Origin of the sequence: Vagococcus sp. AM17-17, from assembly GCF_003471765.1 — a bacterium.
GTDB classification, from domain to species: domain Bacteria; phylum Bacillota; class Bacilli; order Lactobacillales; family Vagococcaceae; genus Vagococcus; species Vagococcus teuberi.
The window spans coordinates 677,717-698,043 of sequence record NZ_QRJY01000001.1 but is presented as its reverse complement, the minus strand read 5'-3'; the positions used below and the strand labels follow the sequence as shown (position 1 = coordinate 698,043).

Here is a 20,327-nt window from a genome sequence, read left to right as displayed (position 1 = left end):
CCATGAAACGAGTGCTTATTACTGGAAAAACAAGTTATATTGGTACCTCCTTTGCTTCTTATATAAAAGATAATCCTGAGTATCAAGTCGACACTATCTCTGTTAGAGGAGAGGACTGGAAGACTCAGGACTTTTCTGTGTATGATGTTGTGTTACATGTAGCAGGGATAGCACATGCTGATGTTGGTAAAGTCAGTGAAGAAGAAAAGAAACGATACTATGATGTTAATTGTGATTTGTCATATGATGTGGCAAATAAATACAAGATTGATAGAGGTGATAAATCATCTCAGTTTATCTACATGAGTTCAATCATTGTTTATGGTGAAGATGTTAGTATTAGAAAAAAACGAGTTATTACTCCTGATACAGTCCCTACACCTTCAAATTTTTATGGAGATAGTAAGCTTCAAGCAGAAATCAAGTTGAAAAAACTAATGACAGAAAAATTTATTTTATCTATAGTTAGACCACCAATGATTTATGGTCCAGGTAGTAAAGGTAATTATCCAATGCTACGGAAAATTGCGTTAAGCTTGCCAGTTTTTCCTGATATACCCAATGAACGCTCGATGCTTTATGTAGGTAATTTGAATCTATTTCTGAAAGAATTGATAGATAAATCTAAAGAAGGTGTTTTCTATCCTCAGAATAATGAGTATGTTAGAACAAGTCATATTGTAAAAGAAATTGCACAGGCACATGGAAAGAATATTAAACTATTTAGCTTTATGAATTGGTCAGTATACTTACTATCTTATGTGCCAGGTAAAATTGGAGATTTAACCAATAAAGCATTTGGTAACTTGGTGTATGAAGAAAAAAAACAAAACCATTTTTTTACGACGCTAAAAAAAACTATTGTATTATCAGAATTGGAGAGAGAGTAGTCATGGAAGAGTCATTAGTTTCTATTATAATGCCAGCTTATAACGCAGAAAAGTATCTGCATATTTCTATAGAAAGTGTTTTGAACCAAACTTATAAGAGTTGGGAATTATTGATATGTGACGACTGTTCCACTGATAACACATTTTCAATCATTACTAAGTACTCTAAGTTAGATAAACGAATAAAAGCATATCAACTATCTACAAATCAGGGAGCTGCAAGTGCAAGAAATTTTGCAATTGAAAAGGCCAGTGGAGATTATATTTCTTTTTTAGATAGTGATGATATGTGGAAAAATAATAAATTGGAAAAACAGATTAGTTGGATGCAACGTAATAATATTAATTTTTCTTGTACTTATTATGGGAAAATTGATGAGAATAATAGAGATTTGGGTCAACTGGTATTATATGATGAAAGAGTGGACTATTTTGGCCTAATGAAAAATTGTCCTGGAAATTCAACGGTTGTGTATGATTCAAAAAAACTGGGCAAATTTTATATTTCAAATATAAAAAAAAGAAATGATTATTTAATGTGGTTACAAGTTATAAAATCATCAACATACTTATATTGTTTAGAAGAAGAATTATCATACCATCGAATTGTTGAAGGAAGTTTATCTAGTAGTAAGAAAACACTACTTAAGTATCATTGGTACATATATAGGAATCATGAAAAAATATCTTTGTTAAAATCTACATATTTAATAAATTACTGGGTATGTAAAGGTATTAAAAGTAAAATTATATCATATTATAAGAGAAAGGAATACTAAAGTGATTAAAGTTGAGATGTTAATATCTACAATGAATTGTTTAGATTTTTATGATTTATATAGAAAAATGAATATTAAAACAGATGCAATTTTTATTAATCAATGTGATAAAAATTCTTTTTTTGAGTTTACAGTCGGTAAGTCTAAGGTGAGATGTTTTTCTTTTAAGGAAAAGGGTGTGGGGTTAAGTAGAAACAATGCTTTAATGAGATCTAGTGCGGATATATGTATTATGTCTGATGATGATATGATATATAAAGATAACTATTTAGAAATCATAAAGAAACAGTATGATTTAAAACCTATGGCAGATATGATATTATTTAATTCTTTAGTAAAATCAAATGAAGGTGTGAGAAATAATGTAACTAGAAATGGTAGAGTACGTCATTATAATTGTTTGAAATATGGTACTGTAACCTTTACTTTCAAACGAGAGTCTATAATTAAGAACAATATATATTTTTCTTTACTATTTGGTGGTGGTACCCGTTATGGATCGGGAGAGGATTCTTTATTTATATGGTCTATTTTAAATAAGCGTCTTAAAGTATATTCAAGTACTGAAACAATAGCTATAGTTAATAACTATGTATCCTCTTGGTTTGAAGGATATACGTACTCTTATTTTTATGATAGAGGAGCATTGTTTAAATCATTAATGCCATATAATTATAGAATTTTAATTATTCAGTTTTTATTACGACATAGAGATCTATATAAAAAAAATAATTTTAAATTTAAAGATGTTTATAAGATAATGAGGGAAGGAGCGGAAAATCTTTAATTATGAAGAATATTGCATATTTTTTACCACAATTTCATGAAACTGAAGAAAATAATGAGTGGTGGGGGGAAGGCTTTACTGAATGGACAAATGTAAAGAGTGCCAAGCCTCTTTACAAAAAACATAATCAGCCTAAAAAACCATTAAAGTATTATAATTTACTTAATAAAGAAACCGTAGAATGGCAAACAAATTTAAGTAAGGAAAATGGAATATACGGTTTCTGTTATTACCATTATTGGTTTTCGGGACGTAAAATTTTAGAAAAACCAGCTGAAAATCTTCTGAACTGGGTTGATATACCTCAAAAATTTATGTTTTGTTGGGCAAACCATTCATGGAAAAAAACATGGAATGGAACAAATGAACTATTAATAAAACAAGAATACGGACATGAAGACGAATGGGACGAACATATTACTTATTTACTTAATTTTTTCAAAGATGACAGGTATATAAAAAAAGATAATAAGCCTGTATTTATGTTATATTCTGCTAATACCATAGATGATTTAGACAAAAGAATAGCTTATTATAATGATCGATGCATAAAAGAAGGTTTCTCTGGTATTTACATAATAGAATCAATGAATAACATAAAATCTACGGTATCAAGTGATCTGTCAGATGCAATTACGGTAAGAGAACCTGCTGTTGTTTTGAGTGCTGAACCGAAATTAAAGAAGATTCAAAGGTACATTTCTTCAAAGTATAAAAAAAATTATTTGTATTTTGTAACAAAATATAAATATGAACGTTTGGTTACTAAAAGTATTGATATAGCAAAATTATATACAAAAAAAATAGATAAAAAAATTTATTTTAGTGTTTTTACTGGTTGGGATTCTACGCCAAGACACGTTAGAAGAGGATATGTTGTTGTGAAAAATGATGAAGAAAATCAGCTTTATAGATATATAAAAGATATACAAAAGTTGGGATTGGACGATGATTATCTATTTATAAATGCTTGGAATGAATGGTCCGAAGGTATGTTCTTAGAACCTGAAAGTGATGGGAAAAATGGGATGTTAGAAGAAATAAGGAATAGTCAATATGATTAAAAAATTAAACATTCTTTTATTAATCTTCTGCTTAGTGCCAAGACCGCCATTTGATGCAGGGTCTAAACTATCTTATCCAATAATCGCAATGATATTGGTAATGATTATCTTAACTAAGAAGTATAAAAAAGTAAATATAGATTTACGGTTTATCTTAATTTTCATATCATTTATAGCATTAATCCTACTTTCTAGTATTAGTATTTTAGTAAACAATACAGCTATTTCAAGTTTATCATATATTATGAGAGTGGGGTTCATACTACTAGCATTCATTTATGGATATATAGACTTTTATAATAAAGATATTGAAAAGTTTAAAACATCGATTTTGAGAACTATTAATCTAGTATTAGTAGTTGAGATTGCTATTGTTATTACTCAATTGTTTGATATCAGAGTATTTCACTATTTTTATAGTATGAATAAAACATTGCCTCTTGGAACATTAGTAAGAGTTGCAGGCACTTTTGGTAATCCAAATCTATTTGGGTGGGTAATAATTCAATTTAGCATACTATTTTTATTACTAGAATCTAATTTAAAAAAAAGAATTCTTAAAATATTTATTTGCCTTATATTAGTATTTTTATCAGGTTCGAGGGTTAGTTTATTAGTATTTTTTGCTGCTCAGTTCGTTGTTCTGCTAAAGCAACAAAAAAAAGATATAGTCTTTCTTATAACCAAATTTCCCTTTATTATTATTATGGGAGTTATTTCAGTATCGACTTTATTTTTATTTTTATATCGTTATCAAGAATATTTTCCATATATGGGACAAATATTTTCTGTATTTACAACTAAGAATTTATCAAGTGTTAATTCCTTTTCTCTTCGTCAGGAAATGTGGCTGGAAGCCAGCATGAAATTTGATTCTTATCAAAAGTCTACAAAATACTTACTAGGTATGGGACCTGGAACAATGAAAGTATTAGATAATGATTATCTATTTTCTATGTACAATTATGGTTTTCTTTTTAGTTTAATTCAATATTCGCCATATATTTATATGACAATTAAGGGGCTTTTTACAAGGAAAAGTAGTTGGTTAGTGCTAATATTATTCGAATATGGATTGTTTTCATTGATAACTGGTTATCAATCAGAAACAATGTCAGGATGGGAATATCCAATTATTTTCTTTTACCTTTTTGGGGTGTATTTGAGTTACTCATTTCGTGAAAGGAGAAAATCATGATAATTTTTTTTATAAAAAAAGTAATGTTACGTCTAAATAAAAGTATAAAACTAATGGTATTTCAGTTTAAATGGAGAAAACAAAATAAAGATAATTTTACAGAAGCTATTAACTATTTTAATCCTAATAAGGTTTCTGTTGGGAAAGGAACCTATGGAAAATTAAAAGTTATCATGTATAATAATCCAGATGAAAACCTAGTTATAGGTTCCTTTTGTTCGATATCTGATAATGTTGAATTTTTATTGGGTGGAGAACACCATCCATATTTATTGTTTAATTATCCATTTTTAATAAACTATATAAAAAATGATACAAATTTTATAGATAATACTTCTAAAGGAGCTATATTAGTTGGTGATGATGTTTGGATAGGGAGAAATGTCTTAATTACTTCAGGTGTAAAAATAGGAAATGGAGCTATTATTGCTGCAGGAAGTACTATAACAAAAGATATACCTGCCTATTCTATCGCTACCACTAATAGGATTATTAAATATAGATTCTCAAATGAAATATGTAATATACTAGAAAATTTTAATTATTCATCAATTTCTGAGAAATGGATTTCAGACAATATCCAATATTTATATGAAAAAGATATCTCTATTGATTTGATTGAATCATTAATGAGAGGAGTCGATAAAAATAATTAGATTAAAGAGTTTGTTTATTAATATGGGGCATTCCATTTTTTCAAATGGAATAAACCTTTTGATTTCTTTATTGTTAGTGCTAATTGTTCCCAAAGCATTGGGTATTACTAGTTATGGCTATTGGCAACTTTATGTATTCTATACAACTTTTTCAGGTTTTGTAAATCTTGGGTGGGTAGAAGGCGTATATTTAGACTATGGAGGAAAAGATAGTCAATCAATTAATAGTAATGATATTACATTAGAGTATAAATTATTCTTATTATATGCTTTAAGTTCATCTTTTCTTTTATTTTCTTTTGGAACTTTTTTTGCTGATAGTACAAATGAGAGGTTTATATTCCAAATGTTCGCTATTGCAACTTTTCTTACAGTATCTAGAGGTTTTTTACAATATCTTTTTCAAAGTATAGATGAAATAAAGAGGTATAGTAAATCAATACTTTTAGATAGATTTGTATATGCTACTATCGTTACTGTACTACTATCAAATGGATATAATGATTACAAAGGTCTGATAATATTAGATATATTATCAAAGTTGGTTGGATTTATTTATACATTACTTTTATCTAGAGACATCTTAGTAATAAAAACTAACTTTGATATTGGTATTTTGAGAATTATAAAAGGGCATTTTTTAATAGGAATTAGTTTATTTTTATCAAATATAGCCAGTCAATTAATTATGAGTGTTTCAAGAATAATGATAAAGAATAAATGGAGTATAGAAATATTTGGTAAAGTATCATTAGGGTTAAGTTTGATAAGTTTTTTCATGGTGTTTATCAATGCTATTGGTGTTGTAGTCTTTCCATTTTTGAAAAAAATGAATTCGAATAATTATGCATGCATCTATATTAAAAGTTATAATATTTTTTCAATTATAATGTGTTTAATACTAATTTTTTATTACCCTGTAAGTGCTTTCGTTAGTTTATGGCTACCTAATTACTTAGAAAGTATAAAATACATGGTCTTTTTATTTCCCATATGTATCTTTGAGTCGATAACTTTGATTTTAACAAATTCTTTTTTAAAAGCAGAAAGACAAGAAAAAAAAATGTTTAAAATAAACTTTATTTCATTGATACTTTCTTTTATTATAAATGGTATTGCTTATTATTTGTTTAATAGTGTTGATATAATGTTATTTGGTTTATTGTTTTCTATAGGATTTAAGTCTATGTATTCGTCAACAATTTTGAGAGGGTCATTGAATATATCTGGTGTTATGACTATGGATTTTATATTAATTTTTTCTACATTGTTTTTCATAGGATTGAATCAAACATTTGTATTGTGGCATGCTTTTATTTTTTATTTAGTTTATATAATTGCTTTATTATTCGTTGGGAGGAGAAAAAAATTTATAAAGGTATAATTTTAGCAGGAGGAAGTGGAACGAGACTATATCCACTTACTAAATCAGTATCAAAACAGTTAATGCCTATATATGATAAGCCAATGATATATTATCCATTGTCTAGTCTTATGTTAGCAGGAATTAAAGATATTTTAATTATATCAACACCAACAGATACACCTAGATTCGAGGAGCTATTAGGAGATGGGCATGATTTAGGTATCAATATTGAATACGCTATTCAAGAAAGTCCTGATGGCTTAGCGCAATCCTTTATCATAGGAGAAGATTTTATAGGTGAGGATTCTGTTTGTCTGATATTAGGTGATAATATTTATTATGGAAGTGGACTATCAAAAATATTACAACGTTCAGCACAAAAAGAATCAGGCGCAACAGTATTTGGTTACCATGTAAATGATCCTGAAAGATTTGGAGTAGTTGAATTTGACGACAATATGAGAGCAATCTCTATCGAAGAAAAACCAGAAAAACCAAAATCTAATTATGCAGTTACGGGACTTTATTTTTATGATAATAGAGTAGTAGATATAGCGAAAAATATAAAACCGTCAGATCGTGGAGAATTAGAAATTACGGATGTTAATAAGGAATACCTACGACTCAATGAATTAGAAGTTGAATTAATGGGGCGAGGGTTTGCATGGTTAGACACAGGAACACATGAGTCACTATTAGAAGCTTCGACATTTATTGAAACGATAGAGAAACGACAAAATCTAAAAGTTGCTTGCTTAGAAGAAATTGCTTATCGCATGGGATATATAACAAAAGAAGAATTAAAGGTTTTAGCGAAACCATTATTGAAAAATCAATATGGCCAATACTTAAAAAGGTTATATGAAGATTAATTTTATTTTGGAGGTATATAGGTGAAGATTTTTAATACAAAATTACAGGATGTTAAAATTATAGAGACACCCGTTTTTGGAGATAATCGCGGATTTTTTACAGAATCTTACAATAAAGAAAAATTTTCTGAAATAGGAATCACAAATGATTTTATACAAGATAACCACTCACTTTCAGTTGAGGTTGGAACGTTACGTGGTATGCATTATCAATTATCACCAAAGGGACAAACTAAGTTAGTTCGTTGTACTACTGGAGTAATATATGATGTATTAGTAGATATGAGAAAAGGTTCTCCAACTTATGGACAATGGGAAGGATATATTTTAAGCGAGTACAATCACAGACAGTTGTTTGTACCAAAAGGATTTGCACATGGTTTTTGTACACTTACTCCGGATGTGAATATTCAATATAAAGTAGACGAATTGTATTCACCTGAGCATGATAGAGGGATTGCTTATGACGACCCTAGTATTGGTATCGAATGGCCGATGAATGCAACAGTGTTATCTGAAAAAGATAAAAATCATCCTAATCTAAATGATGCTGAAAATAATTTTGTATGGGGTAAAATATAATATGAAAAATATTTTAGTTACAGGTGGAGCAGGTTTTATAGGAAGTAATTTTGTACATTATATACTAGATAAACATCCTGACTACACTATTATAAATCTTGACTTATTAACATATGCTGGGAATATCCATAATCTGGATGATGTCATTAATAATCCAAGACATGTTTTTGTTAAAGGAAATATAACTAATAGAGAGTTAGTTAGTTATTTAGTAGAAAAATATTCAATTGATGCGTTTGTAAATTTTGCTGCAGAATCACACGTGGATAGAAGTATATTAAATCCATCTATCTTCGTAGAGACGAACGTACAGGGAACATTAGCCTTATTAGACATAGCAAAAAAATATGAAATACAAAAATATTTACAAGTATCAACAGATGAAGTTTATGGAAGTCTAGGTTCTACAGGATACTTTACGGAGGAAACGCCATTAGCACCAAATAGTCCTTATTCTGCTAGCAAAACAAGTGCTGATTTATTAGTTCGTTCATACTATGAAACATATGATATGAATGTAAATATTACTAGATGTTCAAATAATTATGGACCATATCATTTTCCTGAAAAGTTAATTCCATTAATGATTTCTAATGCATTAGATGGGAAAAATTTACCAATATATGGTGATGGAATGAATGTAAGGGACTGGTTACATGTTTATGATCATTGCCAAGCTATAGATTTAGTCCTACATAAAGGTAAAAAAGGTGAAGTATATAACGTTGGTGGGCATAATGAACGAACTAATAATGAAATAGTAGATATTATCATTGAAAAACTACAAGTGTCTCCTGATTTAAAAGTATATGTTGAAGACAGATTAGGCCATGATAAAAGATATGCAATTGACCCTACGAAATTAGAAACTGAGTTAGGATGGAAACCTAAATATACATTTGAAACAGGTATTGTAGAAACAATAGATTGGTATTTAGCAAATGAATCATGGTGGAGACCATTGCAAGAAAAAGCAAAATTGAACTAGTTCTATAGATTGGACAGGGGGAATTGTAGTGACTGTATTAGTTACAGGTGCAAAAGGCCAATTAGGTAGAGAGTTAACTAATCTTCTAAAACAACAAAATATTGATTTTATTGCTTATGATAGTCAAGAGATGGATATTACAGATTTTGATAAGACGCTTTCTATTATTAAAGATATTAAGCCGTCAGTAGTTTATCATTGTGCAGCCTATACAGCAGTTGACTTAGCTGAAGATGAAGGAAAAGAGATGAATTATCTTGTAAACGTGGACGGTACTAAAAATGTTGCTCAAGTATGTAAAGAAGTTGGTGCTACATTGGTTTATATCAGTACTGACTATGTATTTGATGGAAAAACAAGGGAAACTCCGTACATGGAAACGGATAAAACATCTCCAATTAATGAATATGGAAAAGCAAAATTATTAGGAGAACAAGCGGTTCAGGAGATTTTAAACAATTATTATATTATAAGAACATCTTGGGTTTTCGGTGAGCATGGAAATAATTTTGTCTATACAATGAAAAAGCTTGCTAAAACTCATGATAAATTAACGGTAGTAAACGACCAAGTAGGCAGACCAACCTGGACAAAAAGTTTAGCAGAATTTATGACTTACTTGATACAAAATAAGTGTGACTATGGAATTTATCACTTTTCCAATGAAGAAACGTGTACATGGTATGAATTTGCACAAGAAATATTAAAAGATGATAATGTAACTATTTCTCCTGTTACATCTGATCAATTCATTACTAAAGCAACAAGACCAGAGTATTCAATTATGGATTTAGAAAAAGCGAAATCAACTGGATATGAAATAATTTCGTGGCAAACAGCATTACAACTTTTTTTGGAGGGAATTAAATGAAAGTCTCAGTTGTAGGTTTAGGTTATGTTGGTTTAGCTAATGCATTATTATTATCACAAAATAATGATGTAATAGCATATGATATAGTAGATGAGAAGATTGAGTTGTTGAATAAAGGAATCTCACCATTAGTAGATAATGAAATTGAGGAATTCTTAACAGATAAATCTATATCTATAGAATTCACAACAGATTTTGATAAGGCAATCAATCATGGTGAGTATTGTATTATTGCAACACCAACAGATTATGATGAAAAGAAAAATTATTTTAATACATCAACAGTTGAAAGTGTGATAGAAAAAGGATTAGCAATCAATTCAGATACTATCTTTATTATAAAATCAACCGTTCCTGTGGGGTATACAAAAGAGCTAAAAGAAAAATACAACACAGAAAATATTATTTTTTCACCAGAGTTTTTACGTGAAGGAAAAGCCTTGTATGATAATTTACATCCATCAAGAATTATTGTGGGTGAGAGAAGTGAAAGAGCAGAAGTATTTGCTAAAGCATTGTTGGATAATTCTTATGAAGAGGATGTACCTGTACTGCTAACTGATTCAACAGAAGCTGAAGCAATTAAACTATTTTCAAATACATACCTTGCTTTAAGGGTGTCATATTTTAATGAGTTAGATACCTATGCAGAAGTGAGAGGGCTAGACACTAAACAGATTATCGAAGGTGTTGGTTTAGATCCTCGTATAGGAAGTCATTACAACAATCCTTCATTTGGTTATGGTGGTTATTGCTTACCAAAAGACACCAAACAATTATTGGCTAATTATGACCAAGTACCTAATAATATTATTGGGGCAATCGTTGAAGCCAATAGAACGCGAAAAGATTTTATCGCTGACCAAATCATTGCTAAACAACCAAAAGTTGTAGGTATCTATCGTTTAACGATGAAAGCTAACTCAGATAATTTCAGATACTCGTCTATTCAAGGGATTATGAAACGATTAAAAGCTAAGGGAATAGAAGTGATTGTTTACGAGCCAACATTAAAAGAAGACACGTTTTTTAATTCAAAAGTCTATACTGATTTAGATGAATTTAAAAAAGTATCAGAAGTTATCGTAACAAATCGTATCGAAAAAGAATTAGCCGATTCATTGGATAAAATTTATACAAGAGATATATTTAATCAAGATTAACAAAATCCCCCCACAAGAATTCAATTTGATTTCTCGTGGAGGGTTATTTTTTTATCCTAATCTATCTTTCTAACATAATCCTTGTGAAGTGTAACAAATACCTTGCGATGATTATAGAGTATACAAGCATGCGTTGTTGTTTTGGTGTGGCAAATTTGCTCAATATCAAAGACAGTACTTTTGGAAAAGTGCATGCCAGATGCTTTTTTAAATGATTCATCTGCTTGAATGACGAGTGTTCTTAATGCTTCAAATCGTGTTCCTGTTGTGTGATAAGCGTCCTTTTGTTGGGTGATGGTCTTTTTGGGTGCAGCATATTGTTGCCAAGCAAGTTTATCTCCGTAAAAATAGCTTGTATCAACAGGTATACTAGTATATTGCCACATAGCATAGCTTGGCCATTGTTTAACGACAGGTGTGTTTTGAGAGTATTTGGCGACCCATAAACCATAATCACCAGCTACCACATCCAACCAATCATCAGAGTTTGCATCACTTTCATTCATATAGATGAGAGGTTTTACGCCAGTTTGTTTGTAGACATAATCTAAAAATTCTTTGGCTTTTTGTGCCCCTTGTTTGCCATAATCTTCATAATCAAGAACTAAGATGGCTTCACCTATATAGCCTTTGATATGTGTTAAGAAAAAGTCTGCTTGTTTAATGACATCATTTTGATCTAAAAAATGATACACACCATAAGGCTTGTTTAATTTTTTGGCTTGTTGGACAAAGGTGTCACATGTATCATCAATAAAATAAGTGCCTTCTGTTGCTTTAAAGATAAAGGCATCCGCTTTTAGTGTATCAAGTGACATCCCTCGTTGGTGGTTTGATAAGTCAATAACTTTTAGCATATAAAAACTCCTTTCTGATATAAGAAAAGACGACGTTTGTGGTAAACGTCGCCTAAATTGTTAGAACAACTCTGTAATAATCGTTTCACTATAGTGTGCTGATTTTGGTGTCACATAAAGTTGTTTGCCGTTTGCTTCAAAGATTCCTAAAGCTGAGATAGCCATCATCGCATTTTTTACTTCATCTTTTGTTAGTTCTTGACTGGCTACTTTTGGTACTAATGTTGTTTTTTTGTTTTCCTCGTTTAAAAAGTTTAAGTTTAATTTTTTCATGGTTATGTCCTCCTAGTATAGTTGTCTGATTGATTACATATCGTAGTGGTGAGTGTTTACGATTGACAGTCTTTCTAATGGTTCATCTTTTGGAGCAAGTGAGTCGAAGATATCACCTAAGTCTAAAATGTTTTCATCAGTGGCACTTTCTTTTAAGTTAGCTAATGTTTGTTTACGTGGTTTGTCGTCACCTACTGCTTTGAATGTTAAGATTGATTTTTTACTGTCGAAGATTTTTTCCATGTTTGTCACGTCCTTTTGTTAGTTTAGTAAGTTGCGCGCCTTACACTTATATAAACGTTTCCCAAATCAAAAGTGTTACCCCCTTTTTTCAAATTTTTTATATTTTTTTCTCACACCATCTCGCCAGCGATAAACTGTTTTCCTAGAAACCTTATATTTATCAGCTATTTGGCTCATAGTGAGTTGGTCAAAAAAACGATCAGCCAAATATTTTGTTTCGCAAGGAGTCAGTGTTTGAGCAAGTTGATGATACAAATCGGTCGTTGCTAAAGAAGAAGAGATATCATTATCCTCAGTAAGTAAGTCTAGTTGAGTATCTTCTATGATATCTTTGTCATATCGTCGTTGTTCTTTTCTGATTTTATCGACTGTCGCCCAACAGATTTTTTGATACACAAACGGTCTAAAGGGAGCTCTGTTATCGGGCTGTTTTTGATAATCTCGATGTGTCAGTAGTAACTCTATACGAGCATGCTGTAAATAATCATCAAACTCTGGGTGTGATGGGGTAATGTGGTATTTTTTCAATGCGCCTAAGATAAGTGAACGATAGGTTGTAAATAGTGTCTCTTCCATAAAAATTATCCTTTCAAGTTATCATTTGGCTAGCCACTGTGAGTATAGATAATTTTTGACAATCAGGAAAAAACCAAAATTTGAATTTTCTGCGTAAAATTAATTATTTTTGTATGAAAACGCTTTTAAAATAACTTGGATATGTTAATATAAGGTGTAATTAAAAAACACAAACTTAGGAGTGATAATCATGGATATCAATGCAAGAAAACTTTTAATTCACGAGGATTTAGTACATGGAGATGCGATTAAACTAGATGATTTATATAACAAGTTTTTACCTTGTTGTGTGAAGACAGGAAACACGTCGTTAACACGTGATGTCTATTTTATACATGATATATCTGAATTGGGCATAAAGTACAAAGCAATGCTATTAATGTCTAATCATCTACCTATTTTAACGACCTCCACAACACGTGAACTAATGAGTGAGTACAATCAATCTCATAATCGGATTTTTGAAAGGGTATACAATACGATTGAACTATATAATGGCTTTAAGCAAAAAAAATTATAAACAAGCCATGATTGACAAGCAGTTGATCTTTATGCCGCTAAATGGCACCGTTAGAAAAAATACAAGTTTTATTAATCCAATGTATATCACCAATTTTCATAAGATTGGTCAAGGACAAATGACGGTAAACTTTACTAATTTTTTAGGGATTGATCTGGTTTATGGATGTCAGGCGTTTAATCAACGAGTAAACAAAGCTGTGAATCAATATATGTTATATTTTTTCCCTGAAACGTTTGACGTATTAGAGCAAGTTATTTCATGGAAAGGAGATTACTTAATGAGTGAACTAACAAAAACAAGAAAAAAACGTCATAGTATTGATAGTGAAAAGTTAACTATATGTCGAAAGAAAGTGGACTATTTTTTAGTGATTCAGCAGTTTAATCAATCGCTTACGATTCAAGAGTTTATTGAGGAGTTTGATAGTTATTGGGATAAAATTTAGTTAAAATGTGATATAGTAAAAAGATGCAAGGGGGCTGAAAGAAAATGGAAGTCATTCAAAGCATCAAAAAAGAAAAAACAGGGTACTTGTTGGTGACAAAAAGTGGGATAAAGATTCCATTGTCTGAGGATTCTCTGGTGAAGCATCGTCTACTTAAAGGTAGTGAAGTATCAGAAGAATTATTAAACCAAGTAAAAGAAGAAGCCAGTTTTGATATTGGGTATCAAAAAGCACTAAACAATTTGAGCTACCAGCTTCGTAGTGAAAAAGAGATAAAAGATTATCTCAAAAAACAAGAGATTAACAACCTTCAAATCAGACAAATTATTGATAAATTAAAAGAGTTATCACTTCTTGATGATAAGATATTTGCTGAAAGTTATGTTCGTACGGCTATTCGTACGACTGATAAAGGGCCACAAGGTGTCAAAGAATTTTTGATGAAAAAAGGCGTGCCAAGTGACTTCATAGATGAAGCACTTATTTTATTTGATGACACGCATCAATTAGAGTTAGGTCAAAAGCTTGGCGAAAAGATGGCAAGAAAGTATCAAAAGAGTAGCCAAAAAGAACGTATCAATAAAATTCGTCAGCAATTATTTATAAAAGGGTTTAAATCGGATGTTATCTCTAGTGTCATAGATGGATTAGCTTTTGATGATGATGAGGACGAGTATGATTTATTAGTCAAACAAGGTGATAAATTATGGCATCGACATGAAAGAGTGGAGACACGTAAGAAACATCAAAAGATAAAACAAAGTTTGTATCAAAAAGGGTTTTCTATAGATGATATTAACCGTTACATAGAAGAAAAAGAGATGGAGTTAGAGTAAGAGATGAGTGAAGAAGTAACTTGGACGCAAGAGAAGATAGAGAGCTTTCAAGATGATTTGTTGGCATGGTATCATCATGAAAAACGAGATTTACCGTGGCGAGAGTCGACAGATCCATACCGAGTATGGGTGTCTGAGATTATGCTACAACAAACGCAAGTCGTAACGGTGATTCCATATTTTAATCGGTTTATGGAGTGGTTTCCCACGATAGAAGATTTGGCAAATGCTGAAGAAGATAAACTACTAAAAGCATGGGAAGGTTTGGGATATTACTCTCGTGTTCGCAACATGCAACATGCGGCAAAAGAAATGGTCGAAACGTTTGATGGGAAAATGCCACAGACGATAGAAGACATATTATCATTAAAGGGAATAGGTCCTTATACAGGTGGAGCGATTGGAAGTATTGCTTTTTCGTTGCCAGAGCCGGCAATTGATGGAAACGTGATGCGAGTATACAGTCGCTTATTTTGTTTGTCTGATGATATCGCGTTACCTAAAACACGAAAAGTTTTTGATAAGTATGTGAGAGAAACCATGTCACAAACTGAACCTGGTGATTTTAATCAGGCGTTGATGGATTTAGGTGCCACAATTTGTACACCGACTAAACCATCATGTGAGACGTGTCCAATAAAACATTATTGTGAGGCTAAAAAAACAGACACAGCATCTTCTTATCCAGTGAAGAAGAAAAAAGAAAAAGCGAAGCCACTTTACTATGTGGCAGATGTGATTAGAAATAAAACGGGTGCTTTTTTATTGGAGAAAAGACCAGAAGATGGTTTGCTTTCAAACATGTGGACATTTCCCATGCGTGACGTCACAAAAGAAGACTATGATCGTTTAGTGGCATCTTATGGCTCTGTTGAAAAAAAAGAGTTACAAGTAGCAGAGCAATTGAGCTTGTATGAAGAAGAAAAAATAGACATCAAAGAAAAACAACTTTTAGGCATTGTGACACATATTTTTAGTCATAGAAAATGGCATGTGTTAGTAGTTGAGGATTTATTGAGAGACACAGATCGTGAAATGTTAGAAAAACAAAAATGGGTCTATCAAGAAGAGTTTGATCAGTATGTTTTTCCAAAACCACAGCAAAAGATGGTCGACTTACTAAAGAAAAGTATGAATAATTAGTGATATCATAGGCTAAGATATGCTATAATAATTCTGATATTGGTGTTAAAGGTTAAATTTAATACCCATGTGAAAAATTGACACAATTTGTCAAGGAAAGCAGGATTAGATAGTGATGCGTGTTCCTAAAGAAGGAGAGTTTATCACGATCCAAAGTTACAAGCATGACGGAAGTTTACATCGAACTTGGCGCGACACAATGGTCTTAAAAACAAGTGAGTGTTCGATAATTGGTATGAATGACCACACACTTGTGACAGAGTCAGATGGACGACGATGGGTGACGCGTGAACCTGCTATTGTATATTTCCATACAAAATATTGGTTCAACATAATTGCTATGATACGAGAGAAAGGAGTTTCCTACTATTGTAATCTTGCCTCACCTTATGTTTTAGATGAGGAGGCTTTAAAGTATATTGATTATGATTTGGACATAAAAGTGTTTCCTGATGGAGAAAAACGCTTGTTGGATGTTGACGAGTATGAAGATCATCGAAAACTAATGAACTATCCAAATGAAATTGATATTGTTCTTAAAGAAAATGTGAAGATTTTAGTAGACTGGATTAATGAAGGAAAAGGTCCTTTCTCTGATGAGTATGTCGATATTTGGTATAAACGGTATCAACAATTATCAAGAAAATGAAATAACTGTGTGTTTCGTAAATTCAGGGTTTGATAAGCACTACAAAAAAATAGCGAGAGATTTTAAATGTTTGAAGTCTTTCGTTATTTTTTGTCATTTTGAAACGAAAAAAATAACGAATTTGTTTGAAGAAATTATGTTATAATTTTTACAAGATGAATAAAGGAGGGTATTTAAGTGAAGAAAAAACTATCTATCCTATTTTTAGTAAGTGCTGTATTGTGTATTGGTTTGATGCTATTGAAAGTGTACGAATCAAGAACAACTGCCTCAGAAAAAGTGATTAGAGAAGTCATTGAACCTGAAAAAAAAATCCTTACAATACCAAAAAAAGCATCTATTAATTATAGTAAAGAAAAACAAGTGATGTCGATTAAAGAAATGTAATTATTCGAATAAAAAAACAGGAAACTTCACTAAAAAGTATCCTGTTTATTTTTATACCGTTTTTTTCATGTTTTGGTGCTGGATATTTGCTTCGATGTAGGGATTCCCAAAAGGCTCATACCCTAAAGAGTGATAGAAACCTAACGCGTGTTGTTGTGCCCCTAAAATGAGTGTGTTTGCCTGGTATTTTGTTGCTACTTGCTCTGCGTAGTTCATGAGTTGTATACCAATTCCTTTTCCACGAGCATCTTTAGCAACTGCCATGCGTTGGATTTTCATTGTTGTCTCATCAATAGGAAGTAATCTTACAGTACCTAAAGCCTGCTGGTTGTCATCATATAATACACAATGAATTGCTTGATCTTCATCAGCGATTTCAATCGATTCTGGTACGTGTTGTTCTATAACAAATACGTCTAGTCTAATGCGTTTAGCATCTTCATATACTTTTGACGTAAGATCTTGTGTATGAATTAAGTTTGCCATTTGTGTATCTCCTTTGTTATGCTTTTAATAAGTTTATCAAATTAACAGTTTTTTTAAAACAAATAGATTATAATAAGAATACGTAAAAGTTAGATAAAGTGAGGGGAATTTATGCTACAAAAAATTAAGGCTTCTAAATTAATGTTTTGGTCACTAGAGCTATTGATTATTGCAACATTAATTTTAGTTGGAACGAAAATCAATTTTATCTTTAAACCAATTGGAACACTATTTACAACAATGTTTGCACCGATTATTATATCCGGTTTTTTATTTTATTGTGTCAACCCAATTTTACAGTTTATGATTAAAAAAGGGATTAAACGGACATGGGCTGTGTCAATTATCATGATTTTTTTGATAGGTGTCGTGTTATTACTTATTATGTCGGTCATTCCGAATTTGATTAAACAAATGACCATGTTAACAAAAGCTGCACCAGACTTTTATATAGCAATAGAAAAAACAATCAATGAATTAGCGCACCATCCTGTTATGAAAAATGTTGATATTCAACAATATTTAGAACAGTGGAATGTGTCATTTGGAAATATTATTAAGACGACAATATCTAGTTTAGGAAATGGGTTAGGATCATTTATTTCTTCTATAGCTGGAATTGTTATGATTATCTTTACGGTGCCGTTTATTTTATTTTATATGTTAAAAGATGGGGAACGTTTTTTACCAAATGTGGCACGTTTTTTCCCAGAAACGCATCGTAAAGAAATGACAGAATTACTGATAAAAATGAGTCAAACAATTTCAAAATATATTAGTGGACAAATGATTGAGTGTCTGTTCGTTGGGGTTGCAACAAGTATTGGATACATGTTGATAGGTGTCAATTATGCCTTTTTATTTGGTGTAATAGCAGGTCTTTCAAATATGATTCCATACATTGGTCCCTATATCGGGTTAGCTCCTGCTTTATTTGTGACGATATTTACGGATCCAGTTAAAGCTGTTCTGGCATGTATTGTTGTATTAATTGTCCAACAGATAGATGGAAATATTATTTACCCAAATGTGATAGGGAAGAGTTTAGATATTCATCCATTAACTATTATTATCATTTTACTGGTTGCTGGAAATATTGCTGGACTACTTGGAATGATTTTAGGTGTGCCATTTTATGCAGTATGTAAGACGATTGTTGTTTATGTCTATGATATGGTTCAGCTTGATAAACGAATTAAAAAAGAAAATACTCCCGTTAAATAATTTGTTTAGCTATATCTTTTATATTGAATTTAATTGATGTTTATGATACGATTTTTGGAGGAATATTAAAAAGAACGAAAAAGTTAGGAGAGAAAAGCTTATGAACGCTGACCCCGAGAGTCAGTCTATTTTTATCAATATTATTATTTTGATTGTGTTAACATTACTAAACGCCTTTTTTGCAGCTGCGGAGGTTTCCGTTATTTCGGTAAACCGTAACAGACTGGAAAGTAAAGCAGAAGAGGGAAATAAAACGGCGATAAAATTACTGGCATTGATTAATGATTCAAGCAATTTTTTGTCTACGATTCAAGTAGGAATTACTTTAGTGACTATTTTATCAGGGGCTTCATTAGCCAATTCGTTTGCTAGAGAGTTAGCACCTGTTTTTGGTGGAGCTCCTTGGGCGAAACAAGCTTCGCAAGTCATTGTTTTAATCTTATTAACGTATATCTCAATTGTGTTTGGTGAATTATATCCTAAACGAATCGCTTTAAACAATCCTGAAGCTGTGGCAGGATTTGTAATGGGACCTATCACATTATTAGGTAAGGTAATGAGACCATTTGTATGGTTGTTGTCAAGCTCGACTAATTTATTGAGCCGTATCACCCCAATGACATTTGATGATGAAAATGAACGAATGACACGTGAAGAGATGGCCTATCTTTTGACGAATGAAGGTGTATTAGATTCTGACGAATTAGAGATGGTTCAAGGGATTTTTGATTTAGATACAACGATGGCAAGAGAAGTAATGGTACCTCGTACAGAAGCTTTTATGATAGATATCCATGATTCTGCAGAAGAAAATATTGATAAAGTATTAGCAAACAATTTCTCACGAATCCCAGTTTATGATGATGACAAAGACAAAGTCATTGGGATATTGCATCTTAAAAATTTACTAAAAGAAGCTCGAAGTAAAGGATTTGAAAATTTAAACTTATTAAATGTGATTCATGAACCACTTTATGTTCCTGAAACCATATTTATTGATGATTTATTGTTAGAGCTGAAAAAGACTCAAAACCATATGGCAATTTTATTAGATGAGTATGGTGGAGTATCTGGCTTAGTAACATTTGAGGACTTGTTAGAAGAAATTGTTGGTGAAATAGATGATGAATCTGATGAATTAACGATTGACCACTTATTAAAACAAGTGAGTGACAATGAATTCTTAATCGAAGCTCGTATGCCAATCAATGACTTTAATGAAAAGTTTGGTACGAATATCTCTATGACAGATGTTGATACGATGGCAGGTTTTATGATTACAGAGCTTGGTGTAATTCCTGAAAAGGACGAACGTTTAACCATTCATGTTGATCATATTGATTTAACGACGTATAAAGCAGAAGGCACTCGCTTACTAGAGATATTAGTGACGATCAATGAAGTAGAAGATGAAGAAGAAGATAAATATTACAAATCACGCGATGATGATTAATAGATAGCGAGGTATA

Annotated in this window: 25 protein-coding genes; 20 read left to right on the top strand and 5 right to left on the bottom strand. The window is 31.2% G+C overall.

Annotated elements, in window-relative coordinates; all coding sequences use genetic code 11:
• Positions 1-2 precede the first annotated feature (2 nt).
• Genes DW196_RS03375 through DW196_RS03320 form a run of 12 tightly spaced genes read left to right on the top strand, consistent with a single transcriptional unit; the run spans position 3 to position 11,216 of the window.
• On the top strand, positions 3-890 hold the full coding sequence (locus tag DW196_RS03375; protein ID WP_118250090.1) for an NAD-dependent epimerase/dehydratase family protein: 888 nt from the start codon (positions 3-5) through the stop codon (positions 888-890).
• A 2-nt stretch (positions 891-892) separates the two neighbouring features.
• Positions 893-1,669, top strand: coding sequence for a glycosyltransferase family 2 protein (locus DW196_RS03370; protein ID WP_118250088.1), 777 nt, complete (start codon positions 893-895; stop codon positions 1,667-1,669).
• Position 1,670: 1 nt separating this feature from the next.
• The gene (locus DW196_RS03365) at positions 1,671-2,456 is read left to right on the top strand and encodes a glycosyltransferase family A protein (RefSeq protein WP_118250086.1); all 786 of its coding nucleotides are present in this window, start codon (positions 1,671-1,673) and stop codon (positions 2,454-2,456) included.
• Between the two features lie 2 nt (positions 2,457-2,458).
• Positions 2,459-3,520, top strand: coding sequence for a glycoside hydrolase family 99-like domain-containing protein (locus tag DW196_RS03360; RefSeq protein WP_118250084.1), 1,062 nt, complete (start codon positions 2,459-2,461; stop codon positions 3,518-3,520).
• Entirely contained in the window at positions 3,513-4,718 is a 1,206-nt protein-coding gene (locus DW196_RS03355) for an O-antigen ligase family protein (protein WP_071457339.1), read from the top strand. The genes DW196_RS03360 and DW196_RS03355 overlap by 8 nt, the downstream gene beginning before the upstream one ends.
• Complete coding sequence (locus tag DW196_RS03350) at positions 4,715-5,374, top strand: CatB-related O-acetyltransferase (protein WP_084657223.1); 660 nt, start codon at positions 4,715-4,717, stop codon at positions 5,372-5,374. Before DW196_RS03355 ends, DW196_RS03350 begins: the two co-directional genes overlap by 4 nt.
• A 22-nt stretch (positions 5,375-5,396) precedes the next feature.
• Positions 5,397-6,758, top strand: a complete 1,362-nt coding sequence (locus DW196_RS03345) for a hypothetical protein (RefSeq protein ID WP_118250082.1) — start codon at positions 5,397-5,399, stop codon at positions 6,756-6,758.
• A complete protein-coding gene (gene rfbA / locus DW196_RS03340) occupies positions 6,743-7,612 on the top strand; it encodes a glucose-1-phosphate thymidylyltransferase RfbA (RefSeq protein ID WP_071457866.1) in 870 nt (289 codons plus the stop codon). The genes DW196_RS03345 and rfbA overlap by 16 nt, the downstream gene beginning before the upstream one ends.
• Positions 7,613-7,633: 21 nt before the next feature.
• Positions 7,634-8,194, top strand: a complete 561-nt coding sequence (rfbC, locus tag DW196_RS03335; RefSeq protein WP_118250080.1) for a dTDP-4-dehydrorhamnose 3,5-epimerase — start codon at positions 7,634-7,636, stop codon at positions 8,192-8,194.
• 1 nt (position 8,195) lies between these two features.
• Positions 8,196-9,182 carry a dTDP-glucose 4,6-dehydratase gene (gene rfbB, locus DW196_RS03330; protein ID WP_118250078.1) on the top strand — a complete coding sequence of 329 codons (987 nt, stop codon included), beginning with the start codon at positions 8,196-8,198 and terminating at the stop codon, positions 9,180-9,182.
• A 28-nt stretch (positions 9,183-9,210) separates the two neighbouring features.
• Positions 9,211-10,053 carry a dTDP-4-dehydrorhamnose reductase gene (gene rfbD / locus DW196_RS03325; protein WP_118250076.1) on the top strand — a complete coding sequence of 281 codons (843 nt, stop codon included), beginning with the start codon at positions 9,211-9,213 and terminating at the stop codon, positions 10,051-10,053.
• Positions 10,050-11,216: a nucleotide sugar dehydrogenase gene (locus DW196_RS03320; RefSeq protein WP_118250074.1), complete on the top strand. Its 1,167-nt coding sequence runs from the start codon at positions 10,050-10,052 to the stop codon at positions 11,214-11,216. Before rfbD ends, DW196_RS03320 begins: the two co-directional genes overlap by 4 nt.
• Positions 11,217-11,272: 56 nt before the next feature.
• On the opposite strand, the gene DW196_RS03315 is transcribed toward DW196_RS03320, so the two are convergent.
• From DW196_RS03315 to DW196_RS03300, 4 genes are all read right to left on the bottom strand, one after another.
• Complete coding sequence (locus DW196_RS03315; protein ID WP_118250072.1) at positions 11,273-12,073, bottom strand: GH25 family lysozyme; 801 nt, start codon at positions 12,071-12,073, stop codon at positions 11,273-11,275.
• 60 nt (positions 12,074-12,133) lie between these two features.
• Positions 12,134-12,346: a DUF2922 domain-containing protein gene (locus DW196_RS03310; protein WP_118250070.1), complete on the bottom strand. Its 213-nt coding sequence runs from the start codon at positions 12,344-12,346 to the stop codon at positions 12,134-12,136.
• A gap of 33 nt (positions 12,347-12,379) precedes the next feature.
• Positions 12,380-12,589, bottom strand: a complete 210-nt coding sequence (locus DW196_RS03305; RefSeq protein ID WP_071457329.1) for a DUF1659 domain-containing protein — start codon at positions 12,587-12,589, stop codon at positions 12,380-12,382.
• Positions 12,590-12,664: 75 nt separating this feature from the next.
• Positions 12,665-13,165 (bottom strand): sigma-70 family RNA polymerase sigma factor, encoded by a 501-nt coding sequence (locus DW196_RS03300; protein ID WP_118250068.1) that lies wholly within the window; start codon positions 13,163-13,165, stop codon positions 12,665-12,667.
• 190 nt (positions 13,166-13,355) lie between these two features.
• Between DW196_RS03300 and DW196_RS03295 the strand changes: the two genes are divergently transcribed.
• The 6 genes from DW196_RS03295 (at position 13,356) to DW196_RS03270 (ending at position 17,148) form a co-directional block, all read left to right on the top strand.
• Entirely contained in the window at positions 13,356-13,685 is a 330-nt protein-coding gene (locus DW196_RS03295) for a hypothetical protein (RefSeq protein WP_118250066.1), read from the top strand.
• The gene (locus tag DW196_RS03290) at positions 13,660-14,133 is read left to right on the top strand and encodes a competence protein ComK (RefSeq protein WP_118250064.1); all 474 of its coding nucleotides are present in this window, start codon (positions 13,660-13,662) and stop codon (positions 14,131-14,133) included. Before DW196_RS03295 ends, DW196_RS03290 begins: the two co-directional genes overlap by 26 nt.
• A gap of 44 nt (positions 14,134-14,177) precedes the next feature.
• Positions 14,178-14,969, top strand: coding sequence for a recombination regulator RecX (recX, locus tag DW196_RS03285; RefSeq protein ID WP_118250062.1), 792 nt, complete (start codon positions 14,178-14,180; stop codon positions 14,967-14,969).
• A 3-nt stretch (positions 14,970-14,972) separates the two neighbouring features.
• Positions 14,973-16,112, top strand: a complete 1,140-nt coding sequence (gene mutY, locus DW196_RS03280; RefSeq protein ID WP_118250060.1) for an A/G-specific adenine glycosylase — start codon at positions 14,973-14,975, stop codon at positions 16,110-16,112.
• A gap of 115 nt (positions 16,113-16,227) precedes the next feature.
• Positions 16,228-16,761 carry a DUF402 domain-containing protein gene (locus DW196_RS03275; protein WP_071457324.1) on the top strand — a complete coding sequence of 178 codons (534 nt, stop codon included), beginning with the start codon at positions 16,228-16,230 and terminating at the stop codon, positions 16,759-16,761.
• Between the two features lie 177 nt (positions 16,762-16,938).
• On the top strand, positions 16,939-17,148 hold the full coding sequence (locus DW196_RS03270; RefSeq protein ID WP_118250058.1) for a hypothetical protein: 210 nt from the start codon (positions 16,939-16,941) through the stop codon (positions 17,146-17,148).
• A 51-nt stretch (positions 17,149-17,199) separates the two neighbouring features.
• Here the strand turns inward: DW196_RS03270 and DW196_RS03265 are convergent, their stop codons facing one another.
• A complete protein-coding gene (locus DW196_RS03265; RefSeq protein WP_071457322.1) occupies positions 17,200-17,634 on the bottom strand; it encodes a GNAT family N-acetyltransferase in 435 nt (144 codons plus the stop codon).
• Between the two features lie 111 nt (positions 17,635-17,745).
• Between DW196_RS03265 and DW196_RS03260 the strand changes: the two genes are divergently transcribed.
• Together DW196_RS03260 and DW196_RS03255 are read left to right on the top strand one after the other, a co-directional pair.
• Positions 17,746-18,858: an AI-2E family transporter gene (locus DW196_RS03260; RefSeq protein ID WP_071457321.1), complete on the top strand. Its 1,113-nt coding sequence runs from the start codon at positions 17,746-17,748 to the stop codon at positions 18,856-18,858.
• Between the two features lie 100 nt (positions 18,859-18,958).
• Complete coding sequence (locus DW196_RS03255; protein WP_071457320.1) at positions 18,959-20,311, top strand: hemolysin family protein; 1,353 nt, start codon at positions 18,959-18,961, stop codon at positions 20,309-20,311.
• Positions 20,312-20,327 lie beyond the last annotated feature (16 nt).